This window comes from Mycobacterium sp. NGS64 (genome assembly GCF_059812245.1).
In genome coordinates, this window is the sequence record NZ_JCALCI010000005.1 from 129,405 (window position 1) to 146,390 (window position 16,986).

The 16,986-nt window shown below is 69.8% G+C and carries 19 protein-coding genes and 1 tRNA gene; 11 read left to right on the forward strand and 9 right to left on the reverse strand.

What is annotated here, in order from left to right; genetic code table 11:
* Positions 1–62 precede the first annotated feature (62 nt).
* Positions 63–1,271, forward strand: a complete 1,209-nt coding sequence (locus AC5Y4S_RS22040; protein WP_500034753.1) for a DNA polymerase III subunit delta' — start codon at positions 63–65, stop codon at positions 1,269–1,271.
* A gap of 60 nt (positions 1,272–1,331) precedes the next feature.
* Positions 1,332–1,407: transfer RNA gene (locus AC5Y4S_RS22045), tRNA-Thr, on the forward strand.
* A 36-nt stretch (positions 1,408–1,443) separates the two neighbouring features.
* Here AC5Y4S_RS22045 and AC5Y4S_RS22050 read toward each other — a convergent pair.
* Complete coding sequence (locus AC5Y4S_RS22050; protein ID WP_500034754.1) at positions 1,444–1,677, reverse strand: hypothetical protein; 234 nt, start codon at positions 1,675–1,677, stop codon at positions 1,444–1,446.
* A gap of 138 nt (positions 1,678–1,815) precedes the next feature.
* Here AC5Y4S_RS22050 and AC5Y4S_RS22055 point away from each other — a divergent pair, with 138 nt between their 5' ends.
* Positions 1,816–2,058: a hypothetical protein gene (locus AC5Y4S_RS22055; protein ID WP_500034755.1), complete on the forward strand. Its 243-nt coding sequence runs from the start codon at positions 1,816–1,818 to the stop codon at positions 2,056–2,058.
* Positions 2,059–2,170: 112 nt separating this feature from the next.
* Here AC5Y4S_RS22055 and AC5Y4S_RS22060 read toward each other — a convergent pair whose 3' ends face one another.
* Positions 2,171–4,012: a hypothetical protein gene (locus AC5Y4S_RS22060; RefSeq protein WP_500034756.1), complete on the reverse strand. Its 1,842-nt coding sequence runs from the start codon at positions 4,010–4,012 to the stop codon at positions 2,171–2,173.
* On the opposite strand from AC5Y4S_RS22060, the gene AC5Y4S_RS22065 reads away from it, so the two are divergent.
* Positions 3,978–4,922, forward strand: a complete 945-nt coding sequence (locus AC5Y4S_RS22065) for an NAD-dependent epimerase/dehydratase family protein (RefSeq protein WP_500034757.1) — start codon at positions 3,978–3,980, stop codon at positions 4,920–4,922. The two genes, AC5Y4S_RS22060 and AC5Y4S_RS22065, sit on opposite strands and share 35 nt — an antisense overlap.
* Before the next feature lie 54 nt (positions 4,923–4,976).
* Here AC5Y4S_RS22065 and AC5Y4S_RS22070 read toward each other — a convergent pair whose 3' ends face one another.
* From AC5Y4S_RS22070 to AC5Y4S_RS22080, 3 genes are read right to left on the reverse strand one after another with little or no spacing between them, the layout of a single operon-like run.
* Complete coding sequence (locus AC5Y4S_RS22070) at positions 4,977–5,327, reverse strand: DUF2304 domain-containing protein (RefSeq protein WP_068108560.1); 351 nt, start codon at positions 5,325–5,327, stop codon at positions 4,977–4,979.
* Positions 5,324–6,019, reverse strand: a complete 696-nt coding sequence (ppgS, locus tag AC5Y4S_RS22075; protein WP_500034758.1) for a polyprenyl-phospho-N-acetylgalactosaminyl synthase PpgS — start codon at positions 6,017–6,019, stop codon at positions 5,324–5,326. The genes AC5Y4S_RS22070 and ppgS overlap by 4 nt, the downstream gene beginning before the upstream one ends.
* Positions 6,020–6,043: 24 nt before the next feature.
* Positions 6,044–7,318 carry a hypothetical protein gene (locus tag AC5Y4S_RS22080; RefSeq protein ID WP_500035001.1) on the reverse strand — a complete coding sequence of 425 codons (1,275 nt, stop codon included), beginning with the start codon at positions 7,316–7,318 and terminating at the stop codon, positions 6,044–6,046.
* A 90-nt stretch (positions 7,319–7,408) separates the two neighbouring features.
* On the opposite strand from AC5Y4S_RS22080, the gene AC5Y4S_RS22085 reads away from it, so the two are divergent.
* On the forward strand, positions 7,409–8,521 hold the full coding sequence (locus tag AC5Y4S_RS22085) for a DUF475 domain-containing protein (protein WP_500034759.1): 1,113 nt from the start codon (positions 7,409–7,411) through the stop codon (positions 8,519–8,521).
* A gap of 112 nt (positions 8,522–8,633) precedes the next feature.
* Here the strand turns inward: AC5Y4S_RS22085 and AC5Y4S_RS22090 are convergent, their stop codons facing one another.
* Together AC5Y4S_RS22090 and AC5Y4S_RS22095 are read right to left on the reverse strand one after the other, a co-directional pair.
* A complete protein-coding gene (locus AC5Y4S_RS22090; protein WP_500035002.1) occupies positions 8,634–9,326 on the reverse strand; it encodes a hypothetical protein in 693 nt (230 codons plus the stop codon).
* Positions 9,327–9,382: 56 nt separating this feature from the next.
* The gene (locus AC5Y4S_RS22095) at positions 9,383–9,871 is read right to left on the reverse strand and encodes an inorganic diphosphatase (RefSeq protein WP_500034760.1); all 489 of its coding nucleotides are present in this window, start codon (positions 9,869–9,871) and stop codon (positions 9,383–9,385) included.
* 102 nt (positions 9,872–9,973) lie between these two features.
* Here AC5Y4S_RS22095 and dacB point away from each other — a divergent pair, with 102 nt between their 5' ends.
* From dacB to hpt, 4 genes are read left to right on the forward strand one after another with little or no spacing between them, the layout of a single operon-like run.
* Positions 9,974–11,359 carry a D-alanyl-D-alanine carboxypeptidase/D-alanyl-D-alanine endopeptidase gene (gene dacB / locus AC5Y4S_RS22100; protein ID WP_500034761.1) on the forward strand — a complete coding sequence of 462 codons (1,386 nt, stop codon included), beginning with the start codon at positions 9,974–9,976 and terminating at the stop codon, positions 11,357–11,359.
* Positions 11,356–12,429 (forward strand): zinc-dependent metalloprotease, encoded by a 1,074-nt coding sequence (locus AC5Y4S_RS22105; RefSeq protein ID WP_500034762.1) that lies wholly within the window; start codon positions 11,356–11,358, stop codon positions 12,427–12,429. Before dacB ends, AC5Y4S_RS22105 begins: the two co-directional genes overlap by 4 nt.
* Positions 12,408–13,367 (forward strand): tRNA lysidine(34) synthetase TilS, encoded by a 960-nt coding sequence (gene tilS, locus AC5Y4S_RS22110; RefSeq protein ID WP_500034763.1) that lies wholly within the window; start codon positions 12,408–12,410, stop codon positions 13,365–13,367. The genes AC5Y4S_RS22105 and tilS overlap by 22 nt, the downstream gene beginning before the upstream one ends.
* 43 nt (positions 13,368–13,410) lie before the next feature.
* The gene (gene hpt / locus AC5Y4S_RS22115) at positions 13,411–14,022 is read left to right on the forward strand and encodes a hypoxanthine phosphoribosyltransferase (RefSeq protein ID WP_068189422.1); all 612 of its coding nucleotides are present in this window, start codon (positions 13,411–13,413) and stop codon (positions 14,020–14,022) included.
* 88 nt (positions 14,023–14,110) lie between these two features.
* Here the strand turns inward: hpt and AC5Y4S_RS22120 are convergent, their stop codons facing one another.
* Positions 14,111–14,821, reverse strand: a complete 711-nt coding sequence (locus AC5Y4S_RS22120) for an SIMPL domain-containing protein (RefSeq protein WP_500034764.1) — start codon at positions 14,819–14,821, stop codon at positions 14,111–14,113.
* A gap of 295 nt (positions 14,822–15,116) precedes the next feature.
* On the opposite strand from AC5Y4S_RS22120, the gene AC5Y4S_RS22125 reads away from it, so the two are divergent.
* Complete coding sequence (locus AC5Y4S_RS22125; RefSeq protein WP_500034765.1) at positions 15,117–15,416, forward strand: PE family protein; 300 nt, start codon at positions 15,117–15,119, stop codon at positions 15,414–15,416.
* Between the two features lie 13 nt (positions 15,417–15,429).
* Positions 15,430–16,653 (forward strand): PPE family protein, encoded by a 1,224-nt coding sequence (locus tag AC5Y4S_RS22130; RefSeq protein WP_500034766.1) that lies wholly within the window; start codon positions 15,430–15,432, stop codon positions 16,651–16,653.
* A 17-nt stretch (positions 16,654–16,670) separates the two neighbouring features.
* Here AC5Y4S_RS22130 and AC5Y4S_RS22135 read toward each other — a convergent pair whose 3' ends face one another.
* Positions 16,671–16,961 (reverse strand): CDGP domain-containing protein, encoded by a 291-nt coding sequence (locus AC5Y4S_RS22135; protein WP_500034767.1) that lies wholly within the window; start codon positions 16,959–16,961, stop codon positions 16,671–16,673.
* Positions 16,962–16,986: the final 25 nt, after the last annotated feature.

Genomic DNA, 16,986 nt, shown 5'->3' on the forward strand with positions numbered 1-16,986 from the left:
GATTCATCCCGATCCGGTGGCCGATCGGTATCGGTCGGTCGGCGTCATTACTGTTGCCGGTGATGTCCGGGGTGTTTACGCGGCTGGTAGGCCAGGAGGCCGTGGTGGCCACGCTGCTCGCGGCTGCCCGCGCGGCCCGCGGTGATCCGGCTCACAGCGATCCGGCCGACGGGACTATGACACATGCGTGGCTCATCACCGGCCCACCGGGTTCCGGCCGCTCGGTGGCCGCGCTGTGCTTCGCGGCCGCGCTGCAATGCACTGAGGAAGGCGAGCCCGGGTGCGGGCGTTGCCGGGCCTGCACGACGACCATGGCCGGCACCCACGCCGACGTGCGGCGGGTGATTCCCGAGGGCCTGTCCATCGGCGTCGACGAGATGCGCGCGATCGTGCAGATCGCGTCGCGGCGCCCGACGACCGGGCACCGGCAGATCGTGGTGATCGAGGACGCCGACCGGTTGACCGAGGGCGCCGCGAACGCGCTGCTGAAGGTCGTCGAGGAGCCGCCGCCGTCGACGGTGTTCCTGTTGTGCGCGCCGTCGGTGGACCCCGAGGACATCGCGGTCACGCTGCGTTCCCGGTGCCGGCACGTCGCGCTGGTGACCCCGCCGACCGAGGCGATCGCGCGGGTCCTCGTCGACAGCGACGGCCTGGACGAAGAGACGGCCAACTGGGCCGCCTCGGTCAGCGGCGGGCATGTGGGGCGGGCGCGTCGGCTCGCCACCGATTCCGAGGCGCGGCAGCGACGGGAGCGGGCGCTCGGCCTGGTGCGCGACGCGGCAACCCCGTCGCGTGCCTACGCCGCCGCCGAGGAACTGGTGGCCGCGGCCGAGGCCGAGGCCGTGGTGCTGACGGCGGACCGCGCCGAGGCCGAGACCGAGGAGCTGCGGACGGCGCTCGGCGCCGGCGGCACGGGCAAGGGCACCGCGGGCGCGCTGCGGGGTGCCACGGGCGCGATCAGAGACCTTGAGCGACGGCAGAAGTCGCGCCAGACGCGGGCGTCGCGCGATGCCCTGGACCGGGCGCTGATCGACCTCGCCACCTACTTTCGGGATGCGTTGGTGGTGTCGGCGAATGCCGGCGGCGTAAAGGCGAACCACCCCGACATGGCCGATCGGGTGGCCGCCCTGGGCGCACATGCCTCGCCCGAGAAGCTGCTGCGCTGCATCGAGGCGGTGCTGGAATGCCGCGAGGCGCTGGCGATCAACGTCAAACCCAAGTTCGCGGTGGACGCGATGGTCGCCACGTTCGGCCAGGAACTGCGGGATTGACCTCCGGCGACTTGGGTGGGTCAGCCCGCCTGCCGTAGACTCGTGCCGCCCGCAGGGCACGCCACCTTAGCTCAGTCGGTAGAGCGGCTCACTCGTAATGAGCAGGTCAGGAGTTCGATTCTCCTAGGTGGCTCCAGTATTCGCCTCATCCGGCGCGCGATCTCGGGCCGGTTCAGCGAGCCTGTTGAGCAAGCCGACGCGCGGGCGCTTGCTCCCCATCGCGCAGGTACCGGCGTTGTAACCGGTTGATGTGGCCTTGTGCTTCGTTGATGTCCCGTCGCAGCGCGTCTGCCTCGGGCCGGCAACCCCGGTGTTCTAGCCAAGCAAGCTGTCGGGTCATTTCGTCGATCAGATCGCACAAGGCCCGGACCAATGCCACGGCCTGGGCGGCATCGCGTTCACCCATCCGGGAATCGTTGCACTAATGGCCTGATTCTGAAAGGGCGGTAGCGCATCCGAAACAAGCTGCTTAACGAACCGTAAAACCCGTCGCCCCTCCCCAAGCGGGCGAGCGGATCGCCGTGAGCCTTCGTAGCGTGCTGCTATGACATTCAAGGTTGTGTGGGCCGATGGCAGCGAGAACACCTACGGAGACGAACTACATTTCGACACCGAGGGCGCGGTTCTCAAGATCGGTTACACCAAGGGCAGGTGGTCGTGGTATTTCGCGCCCCACCAATGGGCCCACATCGAGCACGAACCACGGGACGCGGCGCCGCCTCCATTCCCGCGGGTGGTCGCAGGGCTTCGCTCCCAGGCCGCCAACTCCGAGCGGGCCAATCCCTAAGAGAGCGGGGCAGTTTCGATGCCTCTCGTGCGCCGAATGTGACGCTGGCGTCACGCTCGACCGCGAATGTGACGCTGGCGTCACGCTCGCCGCGTGCTGGGGTCAAGCCGACTCAGGCCGGCGCGACGAAACCGACCGGACCCGACGCCAGGCACAACGACAGCGCGGTGGTGTTGGCGCGGACGGTGATGGCGTTTCCGGCGCCCGGCAGCCGGACAAACACGCGGTTCAAACCCGGATGCACCGGCACCTTGACGTCGGGTCCCTCGGAGAGCGACAGGGTCATCGAACCCTCGCTGTTGGCAAGGTAATTGAGTTCGACGGTCCAATCGGCGGGCAGCAGCGGCCCGTCGAGCATCAGCCGCGCCGGCTTGTCCGGCTGGGCGAAGTACCCGCACTGCGGCATGGGTCCCGGGACGATGGTGCGTATCCAGCTGACCCGCGCCTTGATCAGCCGGCCCGAACTGTCGAACATCCGTAATTGGCTTGTCGCCGAGGCGAATTCGGGCCGATCACGCAGCAGGGCGAACATGTGGCTGGCCAGGTTCTCCGGGGCGGCCACGCGCTGCAACACCAGCGGGTCGACCTCCTGGTCCAGGAGCGGCGCGTCCGAGGACGCGCGCGCGGCGGCGAGCGCGGCCCGCGCGTTCTGCAGGTAGGGCTGGGCCGGGTTGTCGCGCCAGCTGGTCAGGAAGGTGGCTGTCGAGTACAGGCTGCTGGCCACGAACGCCGCCGCCAAAACCGCCGTCGCCGCGGCGCGTTTCGGTGAGGCGTCCAGCCATCTTGCGGCGGCCGGCCGGTTGGGCGCGCACAACGCGACGGCGGCCAGCAGCGCCAACACCACGACCAGATCCGGCAGGTAGCGCAGGGTCTGGGCGAGTTCGAGCGCGGTCTGCTTCGACGACCGCATCAGATAGATCGGCACCTGACAGGCGACGGTGTAGCCCGCCGCGGTCAGCCACACCGGCCAAATGCGTTGCTTGCGGAACAGCGCCAGCGCAACCAGCCCGGCCAGGACCAGCCAGCCGAGTGCCATCACCGCCGCCGGGGGAGTGGCCCACGGCGAGGCAGGTGCCCAGCGGTCCCAGTGCCAGGGCCCGCCGGCCAGCCCGGGCACGATGCCGTGGGTGATCGATCGCCACAGCAGGTCGCCGGTCATCGACAGGTCGGAACTCCACCGCTTCTGGTTGACCACGGCCAGGTACAGCGCAATCCACGCGGCGGTGAGGGCCAGGGACGCGAGCCACAGCCGCCGGCCCGCGCGCCACACCGTGCGGACCGCCGGCCCGTCACCCCGCACGTGGCAGAGCAGCGCGGCCACCGCGAAGGCGACGAACGGAATCACGGCGGCCTTCTCGAAGAACAGCAGCCCGCCGAAGTAGGCCAGCACACCGGTCAGCGCGTAGCGCCGGTTGCCGGTGCGGACCAGCAGGATCGCGTCGGCGCACACCCAGGCCAGCGCCGCCAGCATGGGCAGCGAGTTCAGCGCCGCGGCCCACCAGGCGAACCCCGGCACGGCCAGCGGTGTGAACAGCGCGAATGTCAACGGCAACAGCAGCACCCACCGCCAGCCGAGGATGACGTACAGCGCCCGCAGCAGCGCCAGCGAGGCCAGCAGCTGCAGCACCAGCAGACTGATCGCCGGGCCGGTCCAGTCCAGCGGCGCCAACCGGATGAGCGCGCCGGCGACCAGGAACGCGGCCGGCATCACGTGGCCGTCGTGGTCGTCGAACAGGTAGGACGGCGACAGCAGGCCCTGCGTGCCGGCCTTGCCGATGAGAATCAGGTCGTCCCAGTAGAAATAGCCGCGAAAGGCGAGCACCGCGCGGATCCCCAGCTGCGCGACGATCAGCGCGGCCGCGGCCAGGGCGACTCGAGGCACGCGGGTTGTGCGCGCGGCCCGCTTGTATGGTGGGCCGGTGCGCGCACTGGTCACCGGGGGAGCCGGATTCATCGGGTCGACGCTAGTCGACCGTCTGCTGGCCGACGGGCACACGGTAGTGGGGCTGGACAATTTCGCCACCGGCCGCGCGACCAACCTCGAGCACCTGGCTGACAACCAGGCGCACGTCTTCGTCGAGGCGGACATCGTGACGGCCGACCTGCACGCGATCCTCGACGAGCACCGGCCGGAGGTGGTGTTTCACCTGGCCGCCCAGATCGACGTGCGGCACTCGGTGGCGAATCCCCAGTTCGACGCGTCGGTCAACGTCATCGGCACCATCCGCCTGGCCGAGGCGGCGCGCCAGACCGGTGTGCGCAAGATCGTGCACACCTCGTCGGGGGGATCCATCTACGGCACCCCGCCGGTGTACCCGACCACTGAGGACGCCCCGACTGATCCTTCTTCGCCATATGCCGCCGGAAAGGTGGCCGGCGAAATCTACCTGAACACGTTCCGCAATCTGTACGGGCTGGACTGCTCGCACATCGCGCCCGCCAACGTGTACGGACCGCGGCAGGACCCGCACGGCGAGGCGGGCGTGGTAGCGATCTTCGCCCAGGCGCTGCTGGCCGGCAAGCCCACCAAGGTCTTCGGCGACGGCGGCAAAACCCGCGACTACGTGTACGTCGACGACGTGGTCGACGCATTCGTCAAGGCCGCCGGTCCCGCGGGCGGCGGGCAGCGGTTCAACGTCGGCACCGGCATCGAAACCTCGGACCGCCAACTGCATTCGGCGGTGGCCGCCGCAGTCGGCGGGCCCGACGACCCGGAGTTCCATCCGGACCGCTTGGGCGATCTGAGGCGCTCGTGCCTCGATATCGGTTTGGCCGAAAGGGTTTTGGGCTGGCGCCCGCAGGTGCGGCTGGAAGACGGCGTGCGTCGCACCGTCGAGTACTTCCGTCGGGCCCACACTCTTTGACCCCTGCGCCGAGCGTGCACTGACTGCGAAATTCGGCCGATTTTTGCGCAGCGGTTACACGTTCGACGACGGCTCGGGCTCCTGCGCGCCCTCCAGCGCCACCGCCCGGGCCAGTCGCGCGTAGCGCAACTCCAAGTCCTTGAACCGCATGTAGGTGCTCAGGGTGGTGAAGCTGAACGCGATGATCAGCGCGTAGAGCATCAGGTCGGTGCCGCGGCGCACGCCGAACCAGTGCGCGACCACCGTCGTGTCGTCGGGCCGCAACACAGCGTAGATGCCGCCGAACACGAACAGCACGTATCCGACCTTGACCCACGCCTTGGACCGCGAGCTGCGGCGCGACCGCAACAGATAGACCAGCAGCGCGATGATCGCCCCGATCAGCAGCACCTGGATCCAGTTCATCTCGGAATCCTCCCTCGCAGAAACCCGTCGAAGATGATGTTGACGCCGTTGAGCAGGGGCTGGCCCTTCGACTTCGAGTATTCGGTGTAGAGCACCTCGACCGGCTGTTCGGCTACGCGCCAATGGTTTTCGGCGATCAGCATGACGAACTCGTTGGCGTGGCTCATGCCGCTCATGGTGATGTCCAGCCCGTCGGCGACTTTCTTGTTGAACACCCGCAGCCCATTATTGGTGTCGGTCAAGCCAAGTCGGCGACCGCGCCGGCTCAGCCGCGCGGCGGTCCGCAGCACGATCCGCTTGAAAAGCGGTGGCCGGCTGCCTTCCTGGGCGCCGAACCGGGTCCCGATGACGACGTCGACGTCACCCACCCCGAGCCGTTCGACCATCGCGGCCACATCTTTGACGCGGTGCTGGCCGTCGGCGTCGAACGTGGCGAACACCTGGGCCCCGGGCTGGCTGCGGGCGTACTCGATGCCGGTCTGGATGGCCGCGCCCTGGCCCAGGTTGACCGGATGGCGCACCAGGTGCGCGCCGGCCCGCCGGGCGATCTCGCCGGTGCCGTCGGTGCTCCCGTCGTCCACGCAGACGACATTGTCGAAGGCCGAGCGGACGTCGGCGATCACGTCGCCGATCACTGCTGCTTCGTTGAAGGCGGGAATGACGATCCAGACGCCTTGGGATTCAGTAGCCATCTAAGTGCACCAGGTTAGCCAGGATCAGCCGGTTAAGCGTCCGGCGCGCGCGAGGGCCGCCAGATGCACGCCGATTCCGACCGTCGGTCCGCACAGCAGGCCGACCACCGTGCGCGTCTGCAGTGCCAGCGGCAGCATCAGCAACAGCCCCGACGCCACCGTCGCGCCGACCCAACCGAGCGCGTAGGCCCGGTGCAGCGCCGCGGCGACGGTCGCGGCTCCGGTCAGCGTCAGCATCGCGATCGCCACGGCCGCCGCCGTCAGCCACGCCAGAAGCGCGCTGCTGGCCTGGTACTGCGCGCCGAACGCGACCCGCAGCAGCCAGGGCCCGATGACACCGGCCGCCAGCACCCCGACCGCGCCGACGCAGCCGATGATGGCCGCCGGCGCGAGCAGCGCCCGAAGCCGGTCGCTGCGCTCGTCGACGAAGTGCGCGATGAGGTTGCCCTGCATGGCGGTCAGCGGGACCAGCAGCGGCGCGCGGGTCAGCGTCACGGCCAGGATGATGACGCCGCCCTGGGCGCCCAACTCGGCGCTGGTCAGCTTCAGCAGCACCGGGAACCCCATCACCAGGATCGCGCTGGCGCCGGCCGCGGTGATGGAATGCGCAGCGCTGCGCAGGAAGGTCGAGGTGCCGCCGGGCGTCAGCAGCCGCGCCGCGGCGCGGGCCGTGGGCGACGCCGCCAGGATGATCAGCCAGGCCGTCGCGCCCGCCACCGTCGCCCACAGGAATCCGGCCAGCCCCCATCCGAGCACGAACGTGGCCGCGGCGACCGTCACCCGGATGACCGCGTCGGTCACCATCAGCGCCCCGTACGACGTCCAATGGTTGGTGCCGGCCAGCATGCCCAGCAGGGTGGCGTGCAGGCAGAACCCGGCCAACCCGACGGATAGCAGCGCCACCGACAGCCAGCGGTCCTCGACGAACACCCGCCCGCTCCACAGCGGCGAGCTGCCGGCGATCACGACGGCCGCGACCACCCCGATCATCGCGGCGACGCGCAGCGGATGGGTGCGGCTGACCGGGGCCGCCCCGATGTCGTGCAGGTAGCTCTCCGACCGGACCTCGCGGGTGGTTTCCTGCAGCAGGCCGAACGCGGCCCCGGTGACCAGACCGAACGCACCCCAGAACACCCCGAAGATCGAAAAGCCGCGCGGCGCCAGGTCGCGGGCGGCCAGATAGATCACCGCGTACCCGCACAGCGCGGTGAGCGCGGTGGCGGTGGCGACCCGGGCCACGCTGCCGCGCGCGACCGGGCCGGCCCCGGTGGAGGCTTGGGTACCGCCGGCTTCGGGCATCGCCACAATTTGAAAATAGTAAGTGCGCCGGCGTCGGTAGCCCGCACCGGCGACGTCGTCGCTATCGTGGGCGGCTGTCGGGAAGGATCCATGGCCGCGTTCCGCATCTTCGCGATCTCGCTGTTCGTCACCGCCGCGGCCCTCGCGATCGGATATCTGCACGGCGGGCCGAACGCCCTCTTCCTGCTGCTGGTGCTGGCCGTTCTCGAGATATCCCTGTCGTTCGACAACGCGATCATCAACGCGGCGATCCTCAAGCGGATGAGCCCGTTCTGGCGGCAGATGTTCCTGACGCTGGGCATCCTCATCGCCGTCTTCGGCATGCGGTTGTTTTTTCCGCTGCTCATCGTCTGGGCCACCGCCGGCCTCGAACCGGTCCGCGCGTTCGAGTTGGCGCTCAACCCGCCGCCGCATGGCGCGCTGGAATTCCCGGACGGCTCGCCCAGCTACGAGAAGCTGATCGCCGCCGCCCACCCACAGATCGCGGCGTTCGGCGGGACCTTCCTGTTGATGCTGTTTCTGGATTTCGTGTTTCACGACCGAGACATCAAGTGGCTCAAGTGGATTGAGGTCCCATTCGCCCGCATCGGACGGCTCGGTCAGGTGTCGGTGGTGGTGGCCGGCGTCGCGTTGGTCCTGGTGTCGACGGAGCTGACGCACTCCGGCGACGAGCGTGCGACGGTGCTGACCGCCGGGGTGCTGGGACTGATCTCGTATCTGGTCGTCAACGGTTTGAGCCGGGCGTTTCGGCCCCAGGACCTCGACACGGTGGCCGACGGGAAGGCGGCCGGCAGCGCGGTCGGCAAGGCCGGGCTGACGCTGTTCATCTACCTTGAGGTGCTCGATGCCGCCTTCTCCTTCGACGGGGTCACCGGCGCCTTCGCGATCACCTCCGACCCGATAGTCATCGCGCTGGGTCTCGGGCTGGTGGGCTCGATGTTCGTCCGGTCGATCACCATCTACCTGGTCCAGCAGGACACGCTGGACCGTTACGTGTACCTCGAGCACGGCGCGCACTGGGCGATCGGCGCGCTGTCCGTGATCATGCTGGTCTCCATCGAGCCGCGGTGGCAGGTGCCCGAGGCGGTCACCGCCTCGGTCGGCGTGGTCTTCATCGGGGCGGCCCTGGGCTGGAGCGTGTTGCGCAATCGGCGCAGGGCCGCTCAGCCGGCCGTTACACGGCCCGCATCGTCGTCGGGCTAAGTCCGATTGCCCGACTTCTCAGCGGGCCGTTACACGGCCCGCATCGTCGTCGGGCTAAGTCCGATTGCCCGACTTCTCAGCGGGCCGTTACACGGCCCGCATCGTCGTCGGGCTAAGCCTCGATCTGTCCCGCGATCCGACTTTCGATCGCGGCCCGCGCCGGCGCCGGCAGCACGATCAGCCCGTCGAGTTCCTTGGTGGCCCGCAGGTAGGCGCTCTGCCGTTCCTCGCGCGTGGCCGCCTCGTCCTGCGCGAGGTGCAGCAGGTGCTGCGCGCGCGCCAGCCGCTGCTGGTCGTCCTCGGAGAAGTCGCTGCGGCGGCGGCGAATCGCCTCGGCCTCGGCGATCTCGAACGCGCTGATGTACTCGTGGACCGCGTCGCGGTACTCCACCTGGGCGGCGCGATCGCCGGCAAGGGCCTCCACGTCCGCGGCCCGTTCCGGGCGCAGCAGGTCCGCGCGCCGCTTCGCCTTGTGAAACGCGATGGTCAGCGGGGCGCGCATGTCCGTCATCATCGGGAAGTCCAGCAACTTGGCGAGGTCGAGTTCGTAATCGAACCACCGCGCGTCGGTACGGTCATGCGCCGCAATGATTTTGGTGAGCTCCCGGCGCGAGTTTTCACTGTTGTCCCGGTTGCGCCCGGCCGCCTCGGCCGCCGCGATCTTGGCCTGCTGCTTCAGCCGGTAGCGCTCCAGCCGCCGGTCGGCCCGACGCTCGTTGGCGGCGACGACCGCCCGCACGCCGGCGCCGATCGAGCCGCCCAGCGGAAAGATCAGCCACCAAAAGTTGGAGGCGAAATGCCACATCGGGGTCACATCGCCAGGATGCCACCGGGTGGCGCGCGGCGGTTAAGCCCAGAGCGTTAGTGCCCGGAAGCCTTGAACCGCTCGACCGAACGCTGCACCTCGGCCTCGGCTTCGGCGCGGTCGACCCAGTCGGCGGTCTTCACGTACTTGCCCGGCTCCAGGGCCTTGTATTGGGAGAAGAAGTGCTTGATGACGTCGAGTTCGAAGGGCGGCACATCCCCGATGTCCTGGATCTGGTCCCACCGGCTGTCGCCGGCCGGCACACACAACACCTTGTCGTCGCCGCCGGCCTCGTCGACCATCCGGAACATCGCCACCGGGCGCGCCTCCACGATCACGCCGGGGAACACGGATTGCGGCAGCAGCACCAGCGCGTCCAGCGGGTCGCCGTCCTCGCCGAGGGTGTCCTCGATGAAGCCGTAGTCGGTGGGGTAGGCCATCGAGGTGTAGAGGTAGCGGTCCAGCCGTACCCGGCCCGTCTCGTGGTCGACCTCGTACTTGTTGCGTTGACCTTTCGGGATTTCGATGGTGACGTCGAATTGCACCGCGCGGGCTCCTTCACGAGGGGTGGACCTGGGTCGGGCATCACCCTAGTCGAGGGCATCGCGGCCGATTCGGCAGAATGGGTTCAAACAGTCAGGAGAGTGATGGGTCCTACTCGCTGGCGGAAATCCACCCAGGTGTTCATCGGATTGGCCGTGCTGGCGTTCGTCGCCGCGGTGGTGGCTGCGGCAACGTTTTTCACCACGGGGGGTCACGGGGCCGGAGCGGCGCATGTGCCCGTGCCGCCGCCGCGCCCGCCGACGGTCAAGCCGGGCATGGTCCCGGTCGCCGACACGGCCGAGACGGCCAGCCCCGCCGGGGTGGCCGCCGCGCTGGCGCCGGCGGCCGCCGATCCCAACCTGGGCCGGCTAGGTGGCCGGATCACCGACGCCATCACCGGCAAAGAGCTCTGGCAGGTGGCCGACGACCTGCCGCTGGTGCCGGCCTCCACCAACAAGGTCCTGACCGCGGCGGCGGCGTTGCTGACCCTGGACCGCCAGGCCCGGATCAGCACCCGGGTGGTCGCGGGCAGCCAGAACGCCCAGGGGCCCGTCGTGCTGGTCGGCGCGGGTGACCCGGTGCTGTCGGCCGCGCCGCCGGGTGTGGACACCTGGTATCGCGGTGCGGCGCGCATCAGCGACCTCGCCGAGCAGGTGCGCCGCAGCGGGGTGACCCCGACCGCGGTACAGGTGGACATCTCGGCGTTCAGCGGACCGACGATGGCGGCGGGCTGGGACCCGGCCGACGTCGACAACGGCGACATCGCGCCGATCGAGTCGGTGATGATCGACGCCGGCCGCATCCAGCCGACCACGGTCAACTCGCGGCGGTCCAAGACGCCGGCGCTGGACGCCGGGCGAGAGCTGGCGAAGGCCCTCGGCCTGGACCCGGGCGCGGTGACGATCGCCACGGCGCCCTCCGGCGCGCGGCAGCTGGCCGTCGTGCAGTCCGCGCCGCTGGTCCAGCGGCTGTCCGAGATGATGGACCACTCCGACAACGTGCTGGCCGAGTGCATCGCCCGGGAGGTCGCCGCCGCGATCAACCGGCCGCAGAGCTTCGCCGGGGCTGTCGACGCGGTGACCAACCGGTTGAGCACCGCGCACGTCGACACCGCCGGAGCCAGGCTGGTCGATTCCAGCGGGCTTTCGGTCGACGACCGCCTGACCGCCAAGACGCTCGACGGGGTGGTGCAGGCGGCCGCGGGCCCGGACCAGCCGGCGCTGCGGGCGCTGCTGGATCTGCTGCCGATCGCCGGCGGCAGCGGGACGCTGGGCGACCGGTTCCTCGACGCGGCCACCGACCGCGGTCCCGCTGGCTGGCTGCGCGCCAAGACGGGCTCGTTGACCGCGGTCAATTCGCTGGTCGGCGTGCTGACCGACCGCAGCGGGCGCGTGCTCACGTTCGCGTTCCTGTCCAACGACGCGGGCCCGAACGGCCGCAACGCGATGGACGCCCTGGCCACCAAGCTGTGGTTCTGCGGGTGCGCATGACCGCCTCGTCCGGCCTGACCCTCGGGACCGCCGTCGACTGGCAGTTCGCGGCGACGGTCGGTCAGCGCCTGGCCCGGCCCGGCCCGGCGGCTAGTGACTACACCCGCCGCCAGGCGATCGACGAGCTGACCAGCGCGGCCGCCAAGGCAGAACCGCCGGTGCGCGACGTCACCGGCCTGATCACCGACGGCTTCAACAAGGGCGACGTGCCGTCGGCCCGCGTCGTCGACCGCCTGCAGTGGATCGGCGCGGCCGCCGAGTCGATGCGGGTGATGACCAACGGAACCGACAAGCCGCGCGGATTTTTCACCGGCCGCATCACCGGCGCGCAGACGGGCGCCGTGCTGGCGTTCGTGTCGTCCGGCATCCTCGGCCAGTACGACCCGTTCGCAGCCGCGAGACAGGGAAGCCTGCTGCTGGTCTATCCGAACGTCATCGCCGTCGAGCGCCAGCTTCGCGTCGACCCCTCCGACTTCCGGCTGTGGGTGTGCCTGCACGAGGTGACCCACCGGGTCCAGTTCACCGCCAACCCGTGGTTGTCCGACTACATGTCCAAGGCGCTGGGACTGCTGACGCAGGACGCGGGCGAGGACATGCGGGAGGTGGCGACCCGGCTCGCCGAATTCGTCCGCAACCGCGGCAACGGCGCGGATGGGTCTGCGGCGTCGGACGGCACCGCGTCGGGGATCCTCGGCCTGGTGCGCGCCGTGCAATCCGAGCCGCAACGCGAGGCCCTGGACCAGCTGCTGGTGCTCGGGACGCTGCTGGAGGGCCACGCCGATCACGTGATGGATGCCGTCGGGCCGGTCGTGGTGCCGTCGGTGGCCACCATCCGCCGCCGATTCGACGAGCGCCGCCACCGCAAGCAGCCGCCGTTGCAGCGGCTGCTGCGCGCGCTCCTCGGGCTCGACGCGAAGCTCAGCCAATACACCCGCGGCAAGGCGTTCGTCGACCACGTCGTGGGCAAGGTCGGAATGCAGCGGTTCAACACCATCTGGTCGGGCCCCGAAACGCTGCCACTGCCCGCCGAGATCGAAGACCCCCAGCGATGGATCGACAGGGTGCTGTAGGGCAGCTGCGCACGGCTGTCGAGGCTTTCGCCAACACCTATCTCGCCACCTGCAAGCGGTGGCGCGTGGCGCTGTCCGGCGGTCCCGACTCGCTGGCGCTCACCGCGGTCGCCGCCCCGCTCCGCCCCACCACCGCCGTGATCGTCGACCACGGCCTGCAACGCGGGTCGGCCGCCGTCGCCGAGACCGCCCGGCAGCAGGCGCTCGCGCTGGGATGCGTTGACGCCCAAGTGCTTTGCGTGGAGGTGGGCAAGGACGGCGGCCCGGAGGCGGCAGCCCGCGCGGCCCGCTATGCGGCGCTGAGCGCCACCGGCGACGGCCCGGTACTGTTGGCGCACACGCTCGACGATCAGGCGGAGACGGTGCTGCTGGGTCTGGGCCGCGGCTCCGGGGGCCGCTCGATCGCCGGCATGCGGCCGCACGATCCGCCGTGGTGCCGGCCGCTGCTGGGGGTGCGGCGATCCGCGACCCACGCCGCGTGCGCGGAACTGGGGTTGACCGCCTGGCAGGATCCGCACAACACCGACCGCCGCTTCACCCGGACCCGGCTGCGCCTTGAGGTGCTGCCGCTGTTGGAGGACGTGCTGGGCGGCGGCGTGGCCGAGGCGTTGGCGCGCACCGCGACCGCGTTGCGCGAGGACACCGAGCTGATCGATGCGCTGGCCGCGCAGGCGCTGCCCGGGGTGCGGGCGGGGGCGGGCCTGGAGGCCGGGCAGCTGGCCGCGCTGCCGGACCCGGTTCGACGGCGGGTGATCCGCGGCTGGCTGCTGTCCGGGGGCGCGACGGGGTTGACCGACAAGCAGATTCGCGGCGTCGACACGCTCGTCACGGCGTGGCGCGGGCAGGGCGGGGTCGCGGTGGGCTCCGCGCTGCGCGGCGAGCGATTGATCGCCGGGCGGCGCGACGGCGTGCTGACGATGTGGCGCGAGCCTGTGTAAACGGGGGCGGTCATTGGTTATTCGGCCGTTGGCGTGGCACTCTGTGGGCGTGGCCCAGATCTCCCCGGCTGTCACCCCCGCGCAGCCCGTGGAGCTGTACCCGGGGGATATCAAATCGGTGCTGCTCACCGCGGAGCAGATTCAGGCGCGCATCGCCGAACTCGGCGAGGAGATCGGCAACCACTACCGCGAGCTTGCCGCCCAGACCGGTGAGGATCTGTTGCTGATCACCGTGCTCAAGGGCGCGGTGATTTTCGTCACCGACCTGGCCCGCGCGATCCCGGTGCCCACCCAGTTCGAATTCATGGCCGTCAGCTCCTACGGCTCCTCGACGTCCTCGTCGGGCGTGGTGCGCATCATGAAGGACCTGGACCGCGACATCCACGATCGCGACGTGCTGATCGTCGAGGACGTCGTCGACTCCGGGCTGACCCTGTCGTGGTTGCTGCGCAACCTCAAGAGCCGGCATCCGCGTTCGTTGCGGGTGTGCACCCTGCTGCGCAAGCCCGACGCGATGCGTGCCAAAGTCGAGATCGCCTACGTGGGCTTCGACATTCCCAACGACTTCGTGGTCGGCTACGGCCTGGATTACGACGAGCGCTACCGAGACCTGTCCTACATCGGCACCCTGGACCCCCGGGTCTACGAGCAGTAGTTAGCGGTTATTCCGGACAGCGAGATCGACGCTTGCGTGCAAGTCACTCGAAACTTTCCGCGCAATCGTCGATCTCGACGAAAGACCCTTAGTCCAGCTCCCACACCGCGGTCACCGAGAAACTCACGGTCTGCTGGCCGGGTTCGAGCGGGACCGCGGCCGTGCTCCGGGGCGGCGCCGGTGGCCCGCCTGGCATGGGCTGGCTGCCGGACACCTCCGAAATCGACAGCACCCGGCCCAGCCGAAGGCCGGACAGTTGGGCGTATTGGTCGGCGCGGGCCTTGGCGTCGTCGAATGCCCGCGCGCGGGCGTCCTTGACCAGCTGCGAGTCGTCGGCGATGGAGTAGCTGACCGAGCTGATCCGGGTGGCGTCGCCACCAGTGCTGACGATGAGGGCCAGCATCCGCGACGCGGCGTCGGTTGGGTGGATCTTGACCCGGATCGCGTTGGTCGCGCGGTAGCCGGTGATCGTCGCGGTGCCGCTGCCGTACTGCGGTTCCAGGGTGACCGTGGTGGTGCTGATGTCCTTGCGGTCCAGGCCCGCGCCGACGAGCGCGTTGATCACCGCCTGCTGACGATCGTTGGTCTGGTTCATCGCGGAGGTGACGTCGGGTGCGGTGAATTCGATGCCGGCATCGGCGGTCAACGTGTCCGGGACGCCCTGGACCTGGCCCGAGCCGACGACAGTCACCTGACGCGGGTTAGCCCCGGGCGCCGGCGCGGCAGTGTGCTTGTCGCACGCCGACAATGCGGCCACGGTCAAGCCGGCGGCGGCCAAAGCGATCGATTTGCGGACCATGTGTGGACCCTACGCCCGGCCGCGCACTAATCGTCGGCAAAGCCTACCGCGTGTCGTGGCAATCCGACCGAAGTTCATGTCGAACTCTAATCATATTGGTTTGCAACGTCTTCCATTCAATTTCCATAACTCGCAGCACACTGGCGCAGTTAAGTGAACAGTTCCCTACCCGCCAATGAATACGGTCCAGGGGGGTTGCGGTAACCGGCCGGGTCGGGCCTAACCTCTGAGCTGCTTCGGTGCCGCCGTCGGTGACCGAAATCCTTTGATCGAATTGAGTTTTGGGAGGACACACATGTCGATCGTGATCACGCAGCCCGGCACGCTCGCGGCGGCCGCGGACGAAATGCATGCACTGAATGCGTTGGTACGGGCGGGAAATGCCGCAGCGGCCGCCCCGACGACCGGCGTCGTTCCCGCCGCGGCGGACCTGGTGTCGATGCTGACCGCGGCGCAGTTCGCTTCGCATGCAAGGCTTTTCCAAGAGGTCAGCGCTCAGGCCGCCGCAATGCGGGAGCTGCTGGCGACCACGCTCGGCGTCAGCGCCGGCTCGTACGAGGCCACCGAAGCCGCCAACGCCAACGCGGTCGGCTAGGGGAGAGGCCGCCATGCTGGATTTCGCCCAGTTACCGCCGGAGATCAACTCCGCGCTGATGTACTCGGGTCCCGGCTCGACGCCCATGCTCAATGCCGCGGCCGCCTGGGAAGCGCTGGCCACCGAGCTGCACACCACGGCGTCGGGCTACCGGTCGCTGATCACGGGCCTGACCGATGGACCATGGCAGGGGCCGGCCGCGGCGGCGATGGCGACCGCGGCCGGTTCCCAGGTCGGATGGCTGAGCGGCACCGCCGGGCAGGCCGAGGAGGCGGCGATCCAAGCCGCGGCCGCGGCGGGCGCATACGAGGCGGCGTTTGCGGCCACGGTGCCACCGCCGGTGATCGCGGCCAACCGCGCGCTGTTGATGTCCCTGTTGGTGACGAACTTCCTGGGTCAGAACACCGCGGCGATCGCGGCCACCGAGGCGCACTACGCCGAGATGTGGGCACAGGACGCGGCCGCGATGTACGGGTACGCGGGTTCGTCGGCGGCGGCCTCGGCGTTGACGCCGTTCGGCCCGGCGGCCCCCGCCACCGATCCGTCGGGCCTGGGCGCGCAGGCCGCCGCGGTCGCCCAAGCCGCCGCGGCGGCCACCGGCGGGCAGGGCATCTACGGGATTCCCAACGTGCTGCTGGGTCTGGCCGGTCTGACGAATTCGCCGCCCTGGCTGGTCAACCCCGCCGCCGCGCTCGGCCTGACCGGGCACGCCTGGAACGCCAACGGCGACGGCATCATCGTGGCCGGAGCCCTGGGGGACCTGGTCGAGGGCCTGACCGGTTCGGCGACCGTCGATGCCAGCTCGGGTTTCGACGCCTTCATCCGATTGATCTCTCCCACAAGGCTTTTCACCACGGCATTCAAGGACATCCAAGGCCTGGCTCAGGCGGCGATGCCGCAGGCCGCCAAGGCCGCCGAGGGCGCCGCCAAGGCCGTCGAGTCGGTGCCACACGCCGTTTCCGGCGCCGTGGGCGGCGCCGGCGGAACCATTGGCAGGGCGACATCGGTTGGGGGACTGTCGGTCCCGGCGTCCTGGGCCGGTGTGGCCCCGCCGGCCAGCCCGGCCGTCGTCACGCTCAACGGCATTGGGGGCGCCGCTGCCGCCGAGCCCGCCACCAGCGCCCTTGGCGGTGTGCCGCTGATGGGTAGTGGGGGCGGCCGCGGCGTCGCGCACTTCGCCGCTCCCCGGTACGGATTCAAGCCGACGGTGGTGCCGGCGCCGTCAGTCGGGGGATGACGCCGGAACGTGGCGTATCAGCCGTCGAGGTGCGTCGGTGGGTCGGCGAAGCCGAAACCGCCGGGATTCTGACCGGGTCCCATCAGATCGCAGCGCCTTTCGGGCACCAGGAACGAACTGGCGCCGCTGGGTATCAGGTGGGTGAAGGTGACACAACGTTGCCAGGTGCCGTCGGGCTGAATGGGGTCGTCGCACTTGCTGATCACGGGTCCCCCGTACACGCAGCCGGCGCTGGCCGACGGCGCCGAGGCGATCATCGCCCCGGCCATCAGCACCACAGCCAGGCCGCCGACGATGCAGTGCTTCATGGTTCCCTCCCGTCACGTCGCGCCG